The 20,452-nt window shown below is 62.9% G+C and carries 14 protein-coding genes and 2 riboswitches; of the genes, 7 read left to right on the top strand and 7 right to left on the bottom strand.

The window, feature by feature from the left end; all coding sequences use genetic code 11:
- Positions 1-48: 48 nt before the first annotated feature.
- The 4 genes from map to JAB8_RS01045 all read left to right on the top strand — a co-directional run bounded on the left by map (position 49) and on the right by JAB8_RS01045 (position 5,185).
- Entirely contained in the window at positions 49-861 is an 813-nt protein-coding gene (map, locus tag JAB8_RS01060) for a type I methionyl aminopeptidase (protein ID WP_070221576.1), read from the top strand.
- Between the two features lie 55 nt (positions 862-916).
- Positions 917-3,484 carry a [protein-PII] uridylyltransferase gene (locus JAB8_RS01055; RefSeq protein WP_070287998.1) on the top strand — a complete coding sequence of 856 codons (2,568 nt, stop codon included), beginning with the start codon at positions 917-919 and terminating at the stop codon, positions 3,482-3,484.
- Positions 3,485-3,525: 41 nt separating this feature from the next.
- On the top strand, positions 3,526-4,275 hold the full coding sequence (locus tag JAB8_RS01050; RefSeq protein WP_034752263.1) for a pseudouridine synthase: 750 nt from the start codon (positions 3,526-3,528) through the stop codon (positions 4,273-4,275).
- Positions 4,276-4,420: 145 nt separating this feature from the next.
- Entirely contained in the window at positions 4,421-5,185 is a 765-nt protein-coding gene (locus tag JAB8_RS01045; RefSeq protein WP_083287073.1) for a PilZ domain-containing protein, read from the top strand.
- Positions 5,186-5,280: 95 nt separating this feature from the next.
- Here the strand turns inward: JAB8_RS01045 and def are convergent, their stop codons facing one another.
- From def to JAB8_RS01010, 7 genes are all read right to left on the bottom strand, one after another.
- Positions 5,281-5,817 carry a peptide deformylase gene (gene def / locus JAB8_RS01040; RefSeq protein ID WP_070221525.1) on the bottom strand — a complete coding sequence of 179 codons (537 nt, stop codon included), beginning with the start codon at positions 5,815-5,817 and terminating at the stop codon, positions 5,281-5,283.
- Entirely contained in the window at positions 5,814-6,707 is an 894-nt protein-coding gene (gene galU / locus JAB8_RS01035) for a UTP--glucose-1-phosphate uridylyltransferase GalU (RefSeq protein ID WP_070287996.1), read from the bottom strand. Before galU ends, def begins: the two co-directional genes overlap by 4 nt.
- 20 nt (positions 6,708-6,727) lie before the next feature.
- On the bottom strand, positions 6,728-9,079 hold the full coding sequence (gene ligA, locus JAB8_RS01030) for an NAD-dependent DNA ligase LigA (protein WP_070287993.1): 2,352 nt from the start codon (positions 9,077-9,079) through the stop codon (positions 6,728-6,730).
- A 14-nt stretch (positions 9,080-9,093) separates the two neighbouring features.
- Positions 9,094-10,260: a cell division protein ZipA C-terminal FtsZ-binding domain-containing protein gene (locus JAB8_RS01025; RefSeq protein ID WP_070287991.1), complete on the bottom strand. Its 1,167-nt coding sequence runs from the start codon at positions 10,258-10,260 to the stop codon at positions 9,094-9,096.
- Positions 10,257-13,784, bottom strand: coding sequence for a chromosome segregation protein SMC (gene smc / locus JAB8_RS01020; protein ID WP_071654367.1), 3,528 nt, complete (start codon positions 13,782-13,784; stop codon positions 10,257-10,259). The genes JAB8_RS01025 and smc overlap by 4 nt, the downstream gene beginning before the upstream one ends.
- Before the next feature lie 183 nt (positions 13,785-13,967).
- Positions 13,968-14,603, bottom strand: coding sequence for a phosphatase PAP2 family protein (locus JAB8_RS01015; RefSeq protein ID WP_230505599.1), 636 nt, complete (start codon positions 14,601-14,603; stop codon positions 13,968-13,970).
- A 162-nt stretch (positions 14,604-14,765) separates the two neighbouring features.
- Positions 14,766-15,338, bottom strand: a complete 573-nt coding sequence (locus JAB8_RS01010) for an ATP-dependent Clp protease proteolytic subunit (protein ID WP_070288509.1) — start codon at positions 15,336-15,338, stop codon at positions 14,766-14,768.
- Positions 15,339-15,507: 169 nt separating this feature from the next.
- Positions 15,508-15,594: riboswitch (glycine riboswitch) on the top strand.
- Between the two features lie 28 nt (positions 15,595-15,622).
- Positions 15,623-15,728, top strand: a riboswitch (glycine riboswitch).
- Between the two features lie 75 nt (positions 15,729-15,803).
- Here JAB8_RS01010 and gcvT point away from each other — a divergent pair.
- The 3 genes from gcvT (at position 15,804) to gcvP (ending at position 20,398) form a co-directional block, all read left to right on the top strand.
- Positions 15,804-16,925 carry a glycine cleavage system aminomethyltransferase GcvT gene (gcvT, locus tag JAB8_RS01005; RefSeq protein WP_070287984.1) on the top strand — a complete coding sequence of 374 codons (1,122 nt, stop codon included), beginning with the start codon at positions 15,804-15,806 and terminating at the stop codon, positions 16,923-16,925.
- Positions 16,926-16,998: 73 nt separating this feature from the next.
- On the top strand, positions 16,999-17,379 hold the full coding sequence (gcvH, locus tag JAB8_RS01000) for a glycine cleavage system protein GcvH (protein ID WP_070287981.1): 381 nt from the start codon (positions 16,999-17,001) through the stop codon (positions 17,377-17,379).
- A 118-nt stretch (positions 17,380-17,497) separates the two neighbouring features.
- Entirely contained in the window at positions 17,498-20,398 is a 2,901-nt protein-coding gene (gcvP, locus tag JAB8_RS00995) for an aminomethyl-transferring glycine dehydrogenase (protein WP_070287978.1), read from the top strand.
- Positions 20,399-20,452: the final 54 nt, after the last annotated feature.

The following is a 20,452-nucleotide window of genomic DNA, read 5'->3' as shown; positions in this document are numbered from 1 at the left end:
AATCGTCTGTGCTTTTCACCTGAATTCTTGCAGATTGCGAATTACACCATGTCCACCATCCGTATCAATACCGCCGCCGACATCGAAGGCATGCGCATTGCCGGCAAGCTCGGCGCCGAAGTGCTCGACTACATCACCCCCTTCGTCAAGGTGGGCGTCACGACGGGCGAACTCGATCGCCTGTGCCACGAATACATGGTCAACGTGCAAGGCACCATCCCTGCCCCGCTCAACTACTGCCCGCCCGGCTACACGCCCTATCCGAAAGCCATCTGCACTTCCGTCAACGACGTCATCTGCCATGGCATTCCCGGCGACAAGGTCCTGAAAAGCGGCGACTCCGTCAACCTCGACATCACCGTCATCAAGGATGGCTACCACGGCGACAACAGCCGCATGTTCCTTGTCGGCACGCCGACCATCCTGGCCAAGCGCCTGTCGGAAATCACCTATGAGTGCATGTGGCTGGGCATCGATCAGATCAAGCCGGGCGCCCACCTGGGCGATATCGGCCACGCCATCCAGCAGCACGCGGAAAAGGCCGGCTACAGCGTGGTACGCGAATTCTGCGGCCACGGCATCGGCAAGGTCTTCCATGAAGAGCCGCAAGTCTTGCACTACGGCAAGCCAGGCACCCTGGAGCGCCTGGAAGCGGGCATGATTTTCACGGTGGAACCGATGATCAACTCGGGCCGCCGCGAAATCCGCGAAATGAACGATGGCTGGACCATCAAAACCAAGGACCGCAGCCTGTCGGCGCAATGGGAACACACGGTGCTGGTCACGGAAACGGGCTATGAAGTGCTGACCGTCTCGCCGGGCATGCCGCCGCCGCCCGCCTTTATCGGCAATAAAGCCTGATAAGCGTCATTAATCAAGCCTGACCCCACCCGACCCACCGCCACCCAGGGCCCAGATGAAAAAGCAAGTTCGGGAACAGCTGAAACAGCAACTGAAAGCCGACCGCCAGGTCGTCATTGCGGCCTTCCAGACCGACGGCAAGCCTGAAAAACTGCTGCGCAGCCTGCGCCACAGCGTCGATGGCGTGCTGGCGCGGGCCTGGCAGGAAGCGGGCTTGCCGCCAGGCACGGCCCTGGTGGGCGTGGGCGGCTATGGCCGGGGCGAGCTGTTTCCGTATTCCGACGTCGACCTGCTGATCCTGCTGCAACAATCGCCGGACGCCGCCACGCAGGAAAAGCTCGAGGAACTGGTGCAACTGCTGTGGGACCTGGGCCTGGAAATCGGCCACAGCATCCGCACGGTCGATGAATGCCTGGTCGAATCGAAGGCCGACATCACAGTGCAGACGAGCTTGCTCGAAGCGCGTCTCGTGTGCGGCAACGCGGACCTGTTCGCGCAATTGCAGCAGCGCTATGACGCGGCCATGGACCCGCAAGCCTTCTTCCAGGCAAAAACGGCGGAAATGCGCCAGCGCCATGCCAAGTACGAAGACACGGCTTTCAGCCTGGAACCGAATTGCAAGGAAAGCCCGGGCGGCCTGCGGGACCTGCAGGTGATCCTGTGGGTGGCCAAGGCGGCCGGCCTGGCGAACTCGTGGCGCACCTTGGCCACGGGCGGACTGATCACCCTGACGGAAGCGCGCCAGCTGATGGAAAAGGAGCGCGCCTTCAAGGATATCCGCGTGCGCCTGCACCTGCACGCGGGGCGGCGCGAAGACCGCCTCGTGTTCGACGTGCAGACGGCGATCGCCGAATCGCTGGGCCTGCAAGCGACGGGCAGCGGGCCGCACATGCGCCGTGCCAGCGAATTCCTCATGCAACGCTACTACTGGGCCGCCAAGACGGTGACCCAGCTCAACACGATTTTGCTGCAAAACATCGAAGCGCGGCTGTTCCCGCAGGACGACGTGGCCGTGCCCATCAACGAGCGCTTCAATGAAGTCAACAGCCTGATCGACATCAGCGCCGACGACACGTTCGAGCAATACCCATCGGCCATGCTGGAAGTCTTCGTGCTCATGACGGAGCGCCCGGCCCTGAAGGGCATGACCTCGCGCGCCACGCGGGCCCTGTGGCACGCGCGCTTCAAGATCGACGCCGCCTTCCGCCAGGATCCCGTCAACCGCGCCCTGTTCCTGCGCATCATGCAAGCCCCTGTCGGCATCATCCACGCGCTGCGGCGCATGAACGAGATGAGCATCCTGGGGCGCTACCTGCCGAATTTCCGCCGCATCGTGGGCCAGATGCAGCACGACCTGTTCCACGTGTACACGGTCGACCAGCACATTCTGATGGTGGTGCGCAACATGCGCCGCTTCACCATGAGCGAACACGCGCACGAATATCCGTTCTGCAGCCAGCTGATGGCCGATTTCTCGCAATCGTGGCTGCTGTACGTGGCGGCCCTGTTCCACGACATCGCCAAGGGCCGCGGCGGCGACCACTCGAAGCTGGGCGTGGCCGACGCCACCCAGTTCTGCCAGGAGCACGGCCTGTCTGCCGAGGACACGGAACTGGTGGCTTTCTTGGTGGAAAATCACCTGACCATGTCGCAAGTGGCGCAAAAGCAGGACTTGTCCGATCCCGACGTCATCGCCGCCTTTGCGAAAGTGGTCAAGGACGAGCGCCACCTGACGGGCTTGTACCTGCTGACGGTGGCCGACATCCGCGGCACCAGCCCGAAAGTGTGGAATGCCTGGAAGGGCAAGCTGCTGGAAGACCTGTACAAGATCACCCTGCGCGTGCTGGGCGGCGAGCCGCACACGGCCGACCGCGAGCTCAAAAACCGCCAGCAGGAAGCGCTGGCCACCCTGCGCCTGTATGGCTTGCCGCCCGATGCGCACCTGAAACTGTGGCAACAGCTGGACGTGGCCTATTTCCTGCGCCACGACGCGTCCGACATCGCCTGGCAGACGCGCTCGCTGTATGACAAGCTCGACAGCAAGTTGCCGGTGGTAAAATGCCGGCTGGCGCCCATCGGCGAAGGCTTGCAGGTGGCCGTGTACATTCCCGACCAGCCCGACCTGTTCGCGCGCATCTGCAGCTATTTCGACCGCAAGAATTTCAGCATCCTCGACGCGAAGATCCACACGACGAAAAATGGCTATGCGCTCGACACCTTCCTCGTCACCGAGCAAAACTTCGCCAAGAGCTACCGCGACATCATCAGCCTGATCGAGCATGAGCTGGGCGAGCTGCTGCAGTCGCAAACGCCGCTGCCGCCGCCGGGCAAGGGACGGCTGTCGCGCCTGTCGCGCACCTTCCCCTTCCAGCCGACGGTGGACCTGCGGCCCGATGAAAAAGGCCAGTACTACCTGCTGTCGGTGGCCGCCAACGACCGCACGGGCCTGCTGTACGCGATCGCCAACGTGCTGACCAAGTACCGCATCAACTTGCACACGGCCAAGATCATGACCCTGGGCGAGCGGGTCGAAGACGTCTTCCTCGTCGACGGCCCCGCGCTCAACAATGCCCGCAACCAGATATTGCTGGAAACCGATTTACTCGATGCGCTGAAAGTGTAAGCTTTCCGCGCAGCGCCTACCCTTACTGAAACTGAAACAACATGACCGAAGAATTATTACGCTTGTCCAAACGCATGTCCGAACTGGGCCTGTGCTCGCGCCGCGAAGCCGATGAATGGATCGCCCGCGGCTGGGTCCGCGTGGATGGCAAGGTGGTGTCCGAACTGGGCAGCAAGGTCTACCCGAGCCAGCGCGTCACCGTGGAACGCCAGGCGGCGGCCGAGCAATCGAAGCGCGTCACCGTGCTGATCAACAAACCCGTCGGCTACGTCAGCGGCCAGGCCGAAGACGGCTACACGCCCGCCGTGGCCCTGATCAAGGCGGAAAACCGCTGGGCGGAAGACCGCAGCCCGGAACAATTCCATCCGACCCAGCTGCGCAGCCTGGTGGCAGCGGGACGGCTGGACATCGATTCCGTCGGCTTGCTGGTCCTGACGCAGGACGGCCGCGTGGCCAAGCAGCTGATCGGCCACGATACCGACATCGACAAGGAATACCTGGTGCGCGTGAGCTACACCAAGGGCGGCACCCTGCCCGACAGCGAGCTGAAAAAGCTCAACCACGGCCTGTGGCTCGACGGCAAGCCGCTGTTGCCGGCCAAGGTGCGCTGGCAAAACGAAGACCAGCTAAGCTTTACTTTGCGCGAAGGCAAGAAACGCCAGATCCGCCGCATGTGCGAAGCCGTGGGCCTGAAGGTGCTGGGTTTGAAACGCGTGCGCATCGGCAAGGTCAAACTGGGCGACTTGCCTACCGGCCAATGGCGTTATTTGAGCGCAGACGAACAGTTTTAAGCGGCGACGTCAAGGCGGCATGCCAGGCCAGCATACATAAGCAACAGGAATATAGTGATATAAAATCAATTATTGTGATTTACTTAGTAAATATTGCCTTAAACCTATACACTATTCCCCATTAGAACAAAAGAGATACGCTGTCGTGAACGATCCCATCCCCAATCCCCTGCGCAAGGGCGCGCCCAGTCTGGCTGACGTGGCCGAGCCGATGGCCCCCGGCACCAAGCCGCACCATATGAGCGATCCGTGGGATATCGGCGAAACCTTGTGCAGCCTGGCTGACAACGGCGACGCCATCTCCATCTACCCGGCTGGCGGCGAAGACCTCATCCTGGGGCGCGTCCTGTCCGTTGATGATGACTTGCCGCAATTCGTGCTGGAACTCAATGAAGGTGCGACCCTGCCGCCTGGCGGCGCCACGTTTGTGTCGTGGGTACAAAACGCCAAACTGCAGTTCACCATCAATGGCGAATGGCAAGCGTATCCCGAGCGGCCGAACGTCTACCTGACGAACTTTCCCAGCCATTGCCTGGTCCTGGAGCGGCGCGAATCGGCCCGCCTGGAAACACCGCTGGGCGTGTACTACCTGGCCGCCTTCGTGCTCGAGGGCCGTCCATATGAATTGCAGCTGTATGATTTCTCGGCCGGCGGCATCGGCATGCGCGCCCATCCGCGCGACACGGTAGGCCTGTACGTGGGCCGCAAGCTGTCGCGCGTGCGCCTGGAGCTGGGGCCGGACAAGGTCATGATCGCCGACCTGGAAATCCGCCTGTCGCGCACCTTCCGCTCCTTCCTGCTGGGCGAGCAGGTGCAGATCGGCTGCCGCTTCCTGAACCTGACGGATGCCATGCAGGATGAGCTGAAGGCATTGCTCGATAACCTGGGCAGCAGCCGCAAGGTGCGCTAGTTTAGTACTGGGGTCAGACCCTCAACACCGCCAACACATAGCTTTGCGCTAACGCATCCGGGGGTCTGACCCCGGACGTCCAGGTTAAGCGGCAATTAATCGTCGTCGTTCGGATCCAGGTCGGGGAACATGACCTCGGTATAGCCGAACTGCGTGAAGTCGACGATACGCATCGGATACAGGATGCCGTGCAGGTGGTCCACTTCATGCTGCACCACGCGCGCATGGAAGCCGTCGCAGTCGCGGCTGATGGGCTGGCCGAACTGGTCGACGCCTTCGTAGTGCAGCTCGCTCCAGCGCGGCACGCTGCCGCGCAGGCCGGGCACGGACAGGCAGCCTTCAAAACCCTCTTCCTTGCGTTCCGACAAAGGCGTCAGCACGGGGTTGATCAGCACGGTTTCCGGCACTTGCGGCGCGTCGGGATAGCGCAGGTTCTGCTTGAAGCCGTAGATCACCACTTGCAGGTTGACGCCGATCTGCGGCGCCGCCAGGCCTGCGCCATTGGCCGCGTGCATGGTGTCGAACATGTCGGCGATCAAGGCATGCAGTTCGGGCGTATCGAATTCACGCACGGGCTCGGCCATCCGCAGCAGGCGCGGATCGCCCATCTTCAGGATTTCACGTACGGTCATTTTGCGTCCAGTATCGATTGCAGTTCTTGCAGGTAAGTGCGAAAGGCCGCGCCCGTTTCCGGGTGTTTCATGCCCATCGCCGTCGTTGCCTTCAGATAGCCAAGCTTGGAGCCGCAATCATAACGCTGCCCCTTGTAACGGTAAGCCAGCACGCGCTCTTCACGCATCAGGGCGGCGATGCCGTCCGTCAACTGGATTTCACCGCCGGCGCCCGTACCGATTTTCTCCAGGTGCTCGAAGATGCGGCTGGTCAGCACATACCGGCCGACCACGGCGAGGGTCGACGGCGCCTCTTCCGGCACGGGTTTTTCCACGATCCCCGACACCAGCTCCAGGTCAGGCTGATAATGCTGGGCGCTGACGATACCGTACTGCCTGGTTTCCGCGCGCGGCACGTCCTGCACCGCCAGCAGGGAACAGTTTTCATACTGGAACACATCGGCCATCTGCGCCAGCACGGGGCGCACGCCCTCTTCCACATCCATGAAATCGTCGGCCAGCAAGACGGCAAACGGCTCGTCGCCGATCACGGGACGCGCGCACAGCACGGCATGCCCGAGGCCAAGCGGCGCCGACTGGCGGATGTAAATGCAATTGATGTGCTTGGGAATGACGTTTTGCACCATTTCCAGCAACTGGCGCTTGCCGGCCGCTTCCAGTTCCGACTCGAGCTCATAGGCCGTATCGAAATGGTCTTCGATGGCGCGCTTGTTGCGGCCCGTGATGAAGATCATTTCCGTGATACCCGCAGCCACGGCTTCCTCGACCGCGTACTGTATCAATGGCTTGTCAACGATGGGCAACATTTCCTTCGGTTGCGCCTTGGTCGCAGGCAAGAAACGGCTGCCCAGGCCGGCGACGGGAAAGACTGCTTTTCTGATTTTTTTCATGGGTCTTCTGTAATGAATGATTAGTCTTGCGCCAACAGGGTCAGCAGACCAGCCTCGTCGAGTATGGCCACACCCAGCTCCTGCGCCTTGGCCAGCTTGCTGCCGGCGTCCGAACCGGCCACGACGTAAGCGGTTTTCTTCGACACGGAACCGCTGACCTTGCCGCCGGCCGCCTCGATCAACTCCGCAGCCTCGTCGCGGCTCATGTTGGGCAAAGTGCCCGTCAAAACAAAGGTCTTGCCGTCCAGTTTGCCGCCAGCAGCTGGCATTTCAGGCAATTGTGACAGTAATTCATTTCGTAGCGCGTCCAGTTGACCAAGCAGCTTGACATTGCCCTCATCGGCCAGCCATTGCGCCAGCGCTTCGGCCACGGCGGCGGGCAAGCCCGCGTGGAAGCTGGCACCTTGCGCCGCCAGACTGGCCAGGGTCACGCCCCGCTCCACCAGCTGTTTGCTGCGCGGCTCCGTCAGCTTCGGAATACCGATGGCGGCCAGCAAGGTGGTTTGTTCGAGCTGCGCGCGCAGCTTGGCGCTGGGCGCGTGTTCGCCTTGCGGCGTGACACCAGCGTCCAGCAATGCCTGCAACGCCTGCTGGTTCTTTTCTTCGGCAAAGAAATCGGCAATCGACTCGGCCACTGTGCCGCCGATGTCGGGCAGCACGCGCAGCAAGGCGGCCGGCGCCCGGCGCACATAATCGAGGCTACCCAACCACTCGGCCAGGGTCTTGGCCGTCGATTCGCCCACGTGGCGGATGCCCAGCGCAAACAGGAAACGCTCGAGCGGCGGGCGCTTGCTCGCTTCGATGCCTGCCAGCAGATTTTCCGCCCACTTGGTGGGAATCTTGCCTTGTTGCACTGTTTCCGGCGTCGAACCGTCGCGCTCGTCGGCGCGCAGCTTCATTTCCAGCAATTTATCCAGGGTCAGGCTGTACAGGTCAGCCAGGCCATGCACGTATTCGAGTTCGACCAGGGTATCGATATAACGTTCCCCCAGACCTTCGATATCCATCATGCGGCGGCCCGCGAAATGACGGAACGCTTCCTTGCGCTGCGCCGAGCAGAACAGGCCGCCCGAGCAGCGGGCGATGGCCTCGCCCTCTTCGCGCACCACGTGCGAGCCGCACACGGGGCACGCTTCCAGCATCTTGAACGGCAGCGGCGCCGGCGCCAAGCGTTTATCCAGCACCACGCTCAGCACTTCCGGGATCACGTCGCCGGCGCGGCGCACGATGACGGTATCGCCCACGCGCACATCCTTGCGCAGCACTTCGTCTTCATTGTGCAAGGTGGCGTTGGTCACCGTCACACCGCCCACGGACACGGGCGCCAGGCGCGCCACGGGCGTCATGGCGCCCGTGCGGCCCACCTGGATATCGATGCCCAGCACTTGCGTCAGCGCTTCTTCGGCGGGGAACTTGTGCGCCAGCGCAAAACGCGGCGCGCGCGACACAAAGCCCAGCTCCTGCTGGTCTTCCGTCGCGTTCACCTTGTAGACGACGCCGTCGATTTCATACGGCAAGGAGGGCCGGCGCGCGCCGATATCGGCGTAGTAGGCAAGCAAGCCCTGCGCGCCCTGCACCACCTTGCGCTCCTTGGACACGGGGATGCCCAGGGTTTCGTACCAGTCCAGCAAGGCCGAATGCGAGGCAGGCATAGCGGCGCCTTCCAGCGCACCGATGCCGTAGGCATAGAAACGCAGCTTGCGCTGCGCCGTGATGCGCGAATCGAGCTGGCGCAGGCTGCCGGCCGCCGCATTGCGGGGGTTGGCGAATTCTTTCTGCCCCGCTTCGCGCTGGCGTTCGTTCAGGCGGGCAAAATCGCCCTTGAACATCATCACTTCGCCGCGCACGTCGAGCACGGCTGGAATCTTGTCGCCATGCAAGCGCAGCGGGATGCCGGAAATGGTGCGGATATTCGCCGTCACGTCCTCGCCCGTGGCGCCATCGCCGCGCGTGGCCGCCTGCACGAACAGGCCGCGCTCATAGCGCAGGTTGATGGCCAGGCCGTCGAATTTCACTTCGGCAGCATAGTCGACATCCGTACCATCAAGGTCCAGGCCTTCGCGCACGCGGCGGTCGAAGTTGATGATATCGTCATCGGTGAAACCATTGTTCAGCGACAGCATCGGCACCGTGTGCGTGACTTGCTCGAATTGCGGCAAAGGCGCCGCGCCCACGCGCAAGGTGGGCGAATCGGGCGTACGCAAGTCGGGATGGGCCGCTTCCAGCGTTTGCAGTTCGACGAACAGCTTGTCGTACTCGGCGTCGGGGATGGTGGGATTGTCGAGCACGTGGTAGGCGTGCAGGTGCCGGTTGAGTTCGGCCGTGAGTGCCAGGACGCGCGCTGCGGCATCCTGGTTGATCGGATCAGTCATTGTTGCAGGATTCTTCAGCTAAATAAACGCAGGGCGCGGGTGGAACCGGCCGGAATGTCGGCCGCGTCCATTTCCTGGTAAAACTCTTGCACCTGGCCGGCGATCTCGGCCAGCGCCGCATCGGACAAGGCCTGGTTGTAATCGTCGACAATGGTGGCGTCGAGGCGGCCCACCAGCGCCTTGGCGCAGGCGACCATGGCGCCGAAACCGTCGCGCGCGGGCGCCACGCATGGCACGTCCAGCAGGAGTGTCAAACGGGGCGTCGTTTCCTCGGCCAGGGTGACATTCGTCGACAGCGAGAACAGATGGCTGCCTTCGCCGTCGGGCATGACGAAACGGCCGTCCGGACGCACGTCAAAGCCCTGTTTTTCCAGCGCGAACAGCAAGGTGGAAATGGCCCATGGCGCGCCATTCGTGTGCAGGTTCACGCCCAGCTGGGCGTCGTGACCGGCGACGAAACGGTGCAGATTGCGCGCTTCGGCCATCACTTCCATCATGTCGGGCACTTCCGGCTCGGCGCCGATCTCGTCGGCAACGCCGCGCAGGCGCGTGACCAGTTCCGAGTATTCGAGCTCATTGAGGGCCGTGCTGCGGCTGGCCAGCTGTACGCCGCCCTGCATCTTGGTGTAGACACCGCCATGCGTGATCGGTTCCCAGTCGCCATTCACGTGCAAGCCGATGAAGTGGACGGGTTTATTGCCCACCAGACGCAGGGTTTGCAGCACGGGCAGGATCTTGTCGCCGCGCACGGGCGCTTCCAGCGACAAAGGCAGCAGGCAATCGATCAGCGGGTCGACCAGGCTGGTCGCCTGCTCGCTGGCGGCGCTCACTTCCTGCTGCAGCGGCGCGGCCACGGCAGCAGGCGCTTCCACGCCGGCATCGCCGAGCGACGGTTCCGCATGCACGGGGGCTTCGGGCACGGCGCTAGCGGGCGGCGCGCCGAACGACGGTTCGGCCTTGGCGGCGGGCGCGGCGTCAAAGCGCGGTTCCTGACGCAAGACGGGTTCCTGGGCTTCCACCGCAGGGGCGTCGCCCTCGCGCATCAGCACGTCATCGTGGTCGGTGGAAAAAGCCCGCTCCACGCTTTTCTTGGCCTTGTATTCCTGCCATTTGTTGTACGAGAAAACGCCGACGATAAAAACGCCGCCGGCGCCGAACAAGGTAATTTGAAGGTCTGTCATGCTGCTTGTGCCTCGGTTGCAAAATTTGCGGCGGACTCCATGTCCACCGCCACGATGCGCGATACGCCCTGCTCCTGCATCGTCACACCGATCAATTGATGGGCCATTTCCATCGCAATCTTGTTATGCGAAATGAAAAGGAATTGGGTCTGGTCGGACATGCGCTTGACCATGCGGCAGAAGCGTTCCGTGTTCGAATCGTCCAGCGGTGCATCGACTTCGTCGAGCAGGCAGAACGGCGCCGGATTCAGGCGGAACATGGAAAACACCAATGCGGTCGCGGTCAGCGCCTTCTCTCCACCGGACAACAGGTGGATGGTGGCATTTTTCTTGCCGGGAGGCTGCGCCATGACTTGTACACCGGAATCGAGAATCTCGTCGCCCGTCATGGTCAGCCTGGCCTGTCCCCCGCCGAACAGGATGGGGAACAGCTCGGAAAAGTGGTGGTTGACCTTGTCGAACGTGTCTTGCAGCAAGTCGCGCGTTTCCTTGTCGATCTTGTGGATCGCGTCTTCCAGGGTATTGATCGCTTCCGTCAGGTCGGCGTTCTGCGCGTCGAGGAAATTCTTGCGCTCCGACGCCTGCGCCAGTTCGTCCAGCGCGGCCAGGTTGACGGCCCCCAGTGCCGTGATGGCATTGGTCAGGCGCGTGACTTCGCCCTGCAGATAAGATGGACGCATGTCCGGATGCAGTTTTTCCGTCAGGGCCGCTTCATCGGCGCCCGACTCCAGCAGTTGCTGGGCGAATTGCTCCTGGTTCAGGCGCGCGGCCTGTTCCTTGAGCTGCATTTCCATGATCTTGTCGCGCTGCGGCTGCAGGCTGCGTTCCGATTGCGTGCGCGCATCTTCGGACAGGCGCAGCTGCTGCGTAATTTGATCGAGTTCATGGCGCGCGTCGGCCAGCGCCCGCTCCTGCGTCGTGCGGCGCTCGAGCAGATCCTGCAAGCCGTCGGCGGCCGCGCCGCTTTCCAGGCTGGCCAGTTCCTGCTGACCAGCTTCCAGGCTTTCCGTCACTTGCTGGGCCTGCGTACTGGCCGTGGCGATATTGCGGCGCAATTCCTCGATCTTCGCGCGGTGGGCTTTTTCCGCGTATTCCGTATCCTTGGCGGCCCGCTCCAGGTCGCGCAAGGCTTCGCGCGCCTCGGCCAGCCGCTGTTCCTTCTGCAGGAAATCCGTGTGGCCGTCTTCGTGCGCTTCCTGCAAGTTGCCCAGTTCCATGTCCAGCTGTTCGAATTTCTCTTCCGATTCGGCCTTGATCTGCTGCTGCTCCGCTTCCTGCGCGGCGATTTCCGCCAGGTCGGCGCCGATCTGCGTGCTGCGCTGGTTGAAGCGCGCTTCCACTTCCGACAGTTTCACCACGTCCAGTTGCAGGGTATGCACGGAGGAAGTGAGCTGCTGTATGCGCAGGCGCAAGTCGGACAGGTTGCGCGTGAGCGTCGCCACGGCGGCGTCGGCCCGCACGGAACGGGCGCGCGCCTCTTCGGCCAGCAGTTGCTGGGCCCGCAGCTGCTTGCCGATATTCTCGATTTCCTGCTGGCGGCCCAGCATGCCTTCCTGCTCCGAATCGGCCGCATAGAAGCGCACGCTGGTGGCCGTGACCACGTGGCCGGCGCGCGTGACGAAATAGCCGCCCGGCGGCAATTTCGCCCGTTCGGCCAGCGCCTCGGCCGCGTCTTCCACGGCGTAGGCGTTGTACAGCCAATCCTGCAGCAAGCCGCGCAAGCCGGGATCGTTGAGTTTCAACAAGTTCAAAAACGGTTTCAGGCCAGGCACGTCCGGCAGGGGCAGCGGCGCCACGGTCGATGGCGCATACAGGGCCAGCTTGGCCGGCGGCGCGTCCGCAAAGAAAGCCTTGGCCCAGTCGATATTCGACAGTTGCAGGGCCGACGTGCGCTCGCGCAGGATCGACTCCATGGCCGCTTCCCAGCCCGCTTCGATCTGCAGCTTTTGCCACAGACGGGGCAAGGTGTCGAGTTCGTGCTTTTTCAGCCACGGCTGGACCTTGCCCTGCGTCTGCACCCGTTCCTGCAATTGTTTTAAGGCGGAAAGACGCGCTTCCAGCTGGGCGTTGGCCGCCGTTTCGGCATTGACTTGCGCCTGCGCCTCGGCCCGCTCCTGCTCCAGCTTCGGTTGCTGCTCCAGCGCTTCTTCCAGGTAGAAACCCTGCTCTTCCAGGGTTTGCTGCTTTTCTTCCAGCTGCAGTTTCAGATTTTCCAGGTGGCTGCTGTCGGGCAAACTCAGGCTGTTCTTTTCCTGCTGCAGGCGCTCGCGGCGGCTCAAGAGGCTGGCGAGGATGTTCGAGGCATTGCGCTGGTGCGCCGATTCCAGTTCCAGCTGCTGCTGGGCCTGCATAATCCGCGCGCGCGATTCCGTGCTCTTGTTTTGCGCGGCGCGCCAGGCAGCGTCCAGCTCGGGCAATTGCTCGCCCTTCTGCTCGGCCATCATTTGCGACTGTTCCACCTTGGCCGCCAGTTCCTCAAGGTGGAACTCCGCCTCTTCGATCTGTTCCTGGTATTCGCCGCCCTGCTGCGTCCACTGGTCGCGCTGGGCCGTCAGGGTGGCCAGCTGGGCCTGCAGGCGGGCGCGCGATTCGATGACGAACTTGATCTGCGCTTCCAGGCTGCCGATTTCCGCATTCGTCTGGTACAGATGGCCTTGCGCCGTATGCAGCCGGTCGCCCACGGCAAAGTGCGCCTGGCGCATCTGCTCCAGGGTCAGTTCCACGTTGCGCAGCTTGGCCGTCTGCTCTTCCAGGTCCGTCTGCGCCTGTTCCACTTCGCGGAAATAGCGCGTCTGCTCGTTTTGCGCCTCGTTCTTGCGCAGCAGCCACAACAGTTTCTGCTTTTCTTCCTGGTCCGCCTGCAAGGCGTGGAAACGCGTGGCCACGGCCGCCTGCGCTTCCAGCTTTTCCAGGTTGGCATTGAGCTCGCGCAAGATGTCTTCCACGCGCAGCAAATTCTCGCGCGTGTCCTGCAAGCGGTTTTCCGTCTCGCGGCGGCGTTCCTTGTATTTCGATACGCCGGCCGCTTCTTCCAGGAACACGCGCAATTCTTCGGGGCGCGATTCGATGATGCGCGAAATCATGCCCTGGCCGATGATGGCGTAGGCGCGCGGACCGAGGCCCGTGCCGAGGAAGATATCCTGGATGTCGCGCCGGCGCACGGGCTGGCCATTGATGTAATAGGTGGAGGTGCCGTCGCGCGTCAAGGTGCGCTTGACGGCGATCTCGGCGTACTGGCCCCACTGGCCGGACGCCTTGCCATCGTTGTTATCGAACACCAGCTCGACCGAGGCGCGGCCAGCCGGCTTGCGGTGCGTGGAGCCGTTGAAAATGACGTCCTGCATCGATTCGCCGCGCAATTCGGACGCTTTTGATTCGCCCAGCACCCAGCGCACGGCGTCGATGATGTTCGACTTGCCGCAGCCATTCGGCCCGACCACGCCCACGAGCTGGCCTGGCACCTGAAAATTGGTGGGATCGACGAAAGACTTAAATCCCGACAACTTGATGGAAGAGAGACGCACGTGTTTTAGAGTTCCTGGCCTATGCTGGCGGTTATATTATGGGTGAACCCGGTTCATGTTCAGTTCAGATGCCGCATCGCGACGGCAGCCTGGCCGCTCGCCGCAAAAAAGTGGTTCATCATACCATTTCCTGATGCTTTTCTGGCCAAAAAACCGTCGCGCCAGGTGCCTGCCGGCAGCGGATCAGGGGGCAGGACGGCCATCCTGCGCCAGTTTCCAGTCCGCGCGGGAAAAAACGCGCTCATGGCCGGACAGCACCAGGGCCAGTTTTTGCAGCCATTGTTCGGTCGGCATGGGCTCCGCCTTGAAGCTCAGCACCACCATCAGCGCCAGGCTGGCCAGGGCCAGCGCATGGCTGACGGCAAAATTGACGGCGCCACGGGCATTCCACATGAAGCCCAGCGCCAGCGCCAGGCCCAGCACGCAGCCGCTGACGGCTTCGGACACGCTGTGCGCATGCACGACCACGCGGGATATGGCCACCAGCACGGCAAAGGCCACGCCGACCAGCACGCCGGCATGGCGCCAGCGCGGTTCGGCCCGCTGCAGCAGCACATACATCAGCACGGGAAACACGGCGCCGGCGCGCATGGCGTGGCCGCTGAAACCGGTAAAATCGAGCGTGCTGCTGCCCACGCCCCAACTCATGAAGGCCAGCTTCGACAGCACCACGAGGGCCAGGCCGCCGCCGTACCACAAGCTCCAGCTGAGTACCAGCCGCCACTGGCGCGACACGAGCAGCCACAGGGCGATCGCCACGCCAGCCGGCCCCATCACGGACATGTCGGCCGCAAAAGAAATCCCATTCCACCAAGTCATCGTGCCTACGCTTATTTCATGATCAGCGTGCACTATGCCACGACTGGCCCTGCTTGCACCCGGGTTTTCATCAACTACGGGCAAGAATTACATTCCATTACAATTTCCACCTCGAAAATTGCCATAAGAAAATATTCTCGCGGATGCCGCACCGGCGACGCCTCAGATATTCGTCAGGCGCTTGCCCTTGGGCGGCGCAAAGTCGCGGATCGATTCGACCATGCCCACTACCAGCGCCTGGTCGGCCGTCAGGTGCAGGTCGGAATACGCGTGCACCTGCCACTGCTCTTCCGTCAGGTTGACGTGGCCGCGCAAGATGCGCTCGGTGCGCATGTCGTCGGCGCGCAAGCCCTCGACGATGATGCTGAGCGCATCGGGGCGCGAACCGGGCGAGGCGGTCGCATGTGACTTGTGCACCATGAAGCGGGCCGTGTCGCTGGCATGGCGGTGCCGCCCCGCCAGGAACAGGGTCACGGCGATGGACGCCACGGCGCCCGCGTTGTAGGTGATGATGTCGAGCGGCAACTTGCTGAGGAAGTTGTACAGACAGATGCCATCGCTGACATAGCCGCCGTTGGACTGGATCAGGATGTGCGCGGTGGTGAGCTTGTCTTCCGTGATGTCGGCGGCGGCATTGAAGACGCGCCGCACCATGTCGCTGTTGACGTCGCCGGAGAGGGTAAAGTAACCGTGCTGCTCGGTGTTGTTTTGCGTCTCGCTTTGTGTAGTGTTCATGGCAGGCACCCGCAAGAAAGCCAGGATTTCATCATAGCGCATTCCCGCGCGGCCGGGCGCCCTTTTGCACCGGGCCAGCGCCCCTCCCAGCCCCGCAAACCGGGGCTTTTGCTGCAATTTGGCAACGTCTTTTCAGATTGACAGAAACACCCTGCTGGCATATATTCCTCCCACTTGATCGGGAGAGGGCAACCCAGCGTTGCCGCCGAAGGGGCACTACCCAAAAACTCTCAGGCAAAAGGACCGATCAGGCGGACTGAAGCTGTTGCTTTGGCGACACGTTTTAGCTCAACTCTGGAGAGCGGCCGCGGCACATGCCGGCGGCCCACCGAAGGGGCGCACGGGGCAAGCCCCCGTAATCTCTCAGGTACAAAGGACAGGGGGGTCAGTGATCACGCTGGAAAGCCGTGTTTGGCTATTCTATGTTTTGTTAACTTCCCCCTTTACCTTCGTCCCGAGGAATCCATGACGCTCAAAGCGACCCCACTCAACAACGCCCACCGTGCCCTCGGCGCCCGCATGGTCGATTTCGGCGGCTGGGACATGCCCGTCAACTACGGCTCGCAAATCGAAGAACACAACGCCGTGCGCGGCGACGCCGGCATGTTCGACGTGTCCCATATGTGCGTGGTCGATATCGAAGGCCCGAACGTGCGCGCCTTCCTGCGCGGCTTGCTGGCCAACAACGTCGACAAGCTGCAGGTGTCGGGCAAGGCGCTGTACTCGTGCATGTTGAATGCCGAAGGTACCGTCATCGATGACCTGATCGTCTACTTCTTCAACGAAAACTGGTTCCGCCTCGTCGTCAACGCGGGCACGGCTGAAAAAGACGTAGCCTGGATGCAGCAGCAAAACACCAACACCAACAGCGGCCTGACGATTACCGAGCGCCGCAATGCCAACAATCCAATGGCCCTGGTGGCCGTGCAAGGCCCGAACGCGCGCGCCAAGGTGTGGCAAGTGCTGCCGGAAACGCAAGCCGCGTCCGAAGCCATCAAGCCGTTCAATGTCGTCATCGTCAAGGACACGGCCTTCGGCGAAGTCATGCTGGCGCGCACCGGCTACACGGGCGAAGACGGCTTTGAAATCGGCGTGGCCGCCACCCAGGTGGAAGCGCTGTGGAACGCCCTGATCGCCGCCGGCGTCAAGCCGGCCGGCCTCGGTGCGCGCGACACCCTGCGCCTGGAAGCAGGCATGAATCTGTATGGCCAGGACATGGACGAAAGCGTCAACCCGCTCGACGCCGGCCTGGCGTGGACCATCGACCTGGTCAGCGAGCGCGACTTCATCGGCAAGGCCGCCCTGCTGGCGAAAGGGCAGAACGCGCAATTCGTGGGCCTGATCCTGCGCGAAAAAGGCGGCGTGCTGCGCGCCCATCAAAAAGTCATCATCGCCGGCAGCGACGCCGCCGGTGAAATCACCAGCGGCACCTTCAGCCCGACGATGCAGGAAGCCATTGCTCTCGCGCGCGTGCCCAACGGCGTCAACGTGGGCGACACCGTGCACGTGGAAATCCGCGGCAAGCAGCTGGCCGCTTCCGTCGTCAAGCTGCCTTTCGTGCGTAACGGTAAAATCCTGGCTGCGTAAGCGTATTTATAGAGCCGCCCGCAAGACCGTACAACCATAATCAATAACGAACACTTACCATCTGGAGCCACACATGAACATTCCTGCAGACCTGAAGTACACCGCTTCCCACGAATGGGTACGCCTTGAAGCCGACGGCACCATCACCGTCGGCATCACCGAGTACGCGCAGGACGCGCTGGGCGATATCGTCTTCGTCGAACTGCCAACCGTGGGCAACAGCTATGGCGCCGGCGACGACGCCGCCGTGGTGGAATCGGTCAAGGCAGCGAGCGACATCTACGCGCCGATCGCCGGCGAAGTCGTGGCCGTCAACGACGACGTCGTCAACTCGCCAGAGTCGATCAACGCCGACGCCTACGCCAACTGGCTGTTCAAGATCAAGCCAGCCGACGTGTCGGCCCTGGACGGCTTGCTCGACGCTGCCGCCTATGGCGCCACCACCAGCGCGTAATCGCGTTTGATTCACGGGCCGCGTTTGCGGCCCGTTTGCATTTAATTTTGTAGCGATACCCCGCCGCCGCGCCCGCGCGCCGCCTCCCGGTTTTTCAGTCTTTTTTGGCCTCTATATCATGACCCGCACCAGCCTGACCCAACTCGAAGCACGCGATGCCTTCATCGCCCGCCACATCGGCCCTTCCGCCACCGAACAGCAAGCCATGCTGGCGACCCTCGGCTATCCATCGCGCGCCGCGCTGATCGATGCCCTGGTGCCAAGCAACATTCGCAACAAGGGCGCCCTGCCCCTGGGCGCGTACTCGCAGCCGATGCCGGAACAGGAAGCCCTGTCGCGCCTGAAAGCCATCGCCGGCAAGAACCAGGTACTCAAATCCCTGATCGGCCAGGGCTATTACAACACGTTTACGCCAGGCGTCGTGCTGCGCAACATCTTTGAAAACCCGGCCTGGTACACGGCGTACACGCCTTACCAGCCCGAGATTTCGCAAGGCCGCCTGGAAGCGATCCTGAACTTCCAGCAAGTGATCACGGACCTGACCGGCATGGGCATCTCGAACGCCTCGATGCTGGACGAAGGCACGGCCGCCGCCGAAGCGATGACCCTGATCCAGCGCGTGGGCAAGTCGAAATCGAACGTGCTGTACGTCGCCAATGACGTGCTGCCGCAAACCTTGGAAGTGGTGCAGACGCGCGCCCAGCCGATCGGCATCGAAGTGCGCACTTTCGATCCGGCGGAAATCGAATCGCTGGACGCCTGCTTCGGCGTGCTGCTGCAATACCCTGGCGTGAACGGCGTCGTGCGCGACTACCGCGCCGGCGTGGAAAAACTGCACGCGAATGGCGCCATGGTCATCGTCGCGGCCGACCTGCTGGCCCTGACCATGCTGACGCCGCCGGGCGAATGGGGCGCCGACGTCGTCGTCGGCAACAGCCAGCGCTTCGGCGTGCCGCTCGGTTTCGGCGGCCCGCACGCGGGCTATTTGTCCACGCGCGATGAATTCAAGCGCAATATGTCGGGCCGCCTGGTGGGCGTGACCGTCGATGCGCAAGGCAACAAGGCCTATCGCCTGGCCCTGCAAACGCGCGAACAGCATATCCGCCGCGAAAAAGCGACGTCCAACATCTGCACGGCGCAAGTGCTGCTGGCCGTGATGGCCTCGATGTACGCCGTCTACCATGGCCCTGCCGGCCTGCTGCAGATCGCCCAGCGCGTGCACCGCTTTACGGGCGTGCTGGCGGCGAACCTGAAGACCCTCGGCTACGGCGTCGTCAACGCGAGCTATTTCGACACATTGACCGTCAACGTGGCCGATGCGGCGCAGCTGCACGCGACGGCCATGCACCACGGCGTCAACCTGCGCAAGATCGACGCCACCCACGTCGGCGTGTCGCTCGACGAAACCACCACGCGCGACGATATCGCGCTGCTGTGGAAAGTGTTCGCGCACGGCCTGGCCAACGCGCCTGCCGCCCCGGACATGGACGTCGTCGAAGCGGCGGTGACCAGCGCGCTGCCGGCGCAGCTGGCGCGCGAGAGCGCCTACCTGACCCATCCCGTCTTCAACAGCTATCACTCGGAACACGAAATGCTGCGCTACCTGCGCAGCCTGGCCGACAAGGACCTGGCGCTGGACCGCACCATGATCCCGCTCGGCTCGTGCACCATGAAGCTGAACGCGACGAGCGAAATGATTCCCGTCACCTGGCCCGAGTTCTCGAACATCCACCCGTTCGCCCCCGACGCGCAAACGGTGGGCTACCGCGAAATGATCGCCCAGCTGGAAGAGATGCTGTGCGCCTTGACGGGCTACACGGCCGTCTCGCTGCAGCCGAACGCCGGCTCGCAGGGCGAATACGCGGGTCTGCTGGTGATCAAGGCCTACCACGAGTCGCGCGGCGAAGGCCACCGCAACATCTGTCTGATTCCATCGTCGGCGCACGGCACCAACCCCGCATCGGCCAACATGGTCGGCATGCAGGTCGTCGTCACCAGCTGCGACGCCAACGGCAACGTGGACCTGGCCGACCTGAAAGCCAAGGCGGAAAAGCACAGCGCCAACCTGGCCTGCGTGATGGTCACCTACCCATCCACCCACGGCGTGTTTGAAGAAGGCATCCAGGAACTGTGCGAGATCATCCACTCGCACGGCGGCCAGGTCTACATCGACGGCGCCAACATGAATGCGCTGGTCGGCGTGGCCGCTCCCGGCAGTTTTGGGGGCGACGTGTCGCACCTGAACCTGCACAAGACCTTCTGCATCCCGCACGGCGGCGGCGGACCAGGCGTGGGCCCGATCGGCGTCGGCGCCCACCTGGCGAAATTCCTGCCGAACCAGCGTTCGTCGGGCTACCAGCGCGACGCGGCCGGCATCGGCGCCGTCAGCGCCGCGCCATTCGGCTCGGCCAGCATCCTGCCGATTTCGTGGATGTACATCGCCATGATGGGCGCGGAAGGCTTGACGGCAGCGACCGAGACGGCGATTCTGGCGGCGAACTACATCGCGCGCCGCCTGGCGCCGCACTACCCGGTGCTGTACTCGGGCCACGACGGCCTGGTCGCGCACGAGTGCATCCTGGACCTGCGCCCGATCACGGACGCCACCGGCATCAGCAATGAAGACGTGGCCAAGCGCCTGATGGACTTCGGTTTCCATGCGCCGACCATGAGCTTCCCCGTGCCGGGCACGCTGATGATCGAGCCGACGGAAAGCGAATCGAAAGTGGAAATCGATCGCTTCATCGACGCCATGATCGCCATCCGCGGCGAAATCGCCAAGGTCGCCAGCGGCGAATTCGACCATGACGACAACCCGCTGAAAAACGCGCCGCACACGGCACAGGTATTGATGTCGGACAACTGGGAACGCAAGTACAGCCGTGAAATTGCGGCCTACCCGGTCGCCTCCCTGCGTCAGCGCAAATACTGGCCGCCGGTCGGCCGCGCCGACAACGTGTACGGCGACCGCAACCTGTTCTGCGGCTGCGCCCCGATCAGTTCGTACGAGGAAGAGTAAGCAAGAGTAAGCGCCAGGCGCCCGCTTCCGCGGGCGTAGCGACGACAGGAAGGC

The organism is Janthinobacterium sp. HH106 (genome assembly GCF_001758725.1).
Classification (GTDB): domain Bacteria; phylum Pseudomonadota; class Gammaproteobacteria; order Burkholderiales; family Burkholderiaceae_D; genus Janthinobacterium.
Note: the sequence above shows the minus strand (reverse complement) of the source record. Positions and strands in the feature narration are given on the sequence as shown.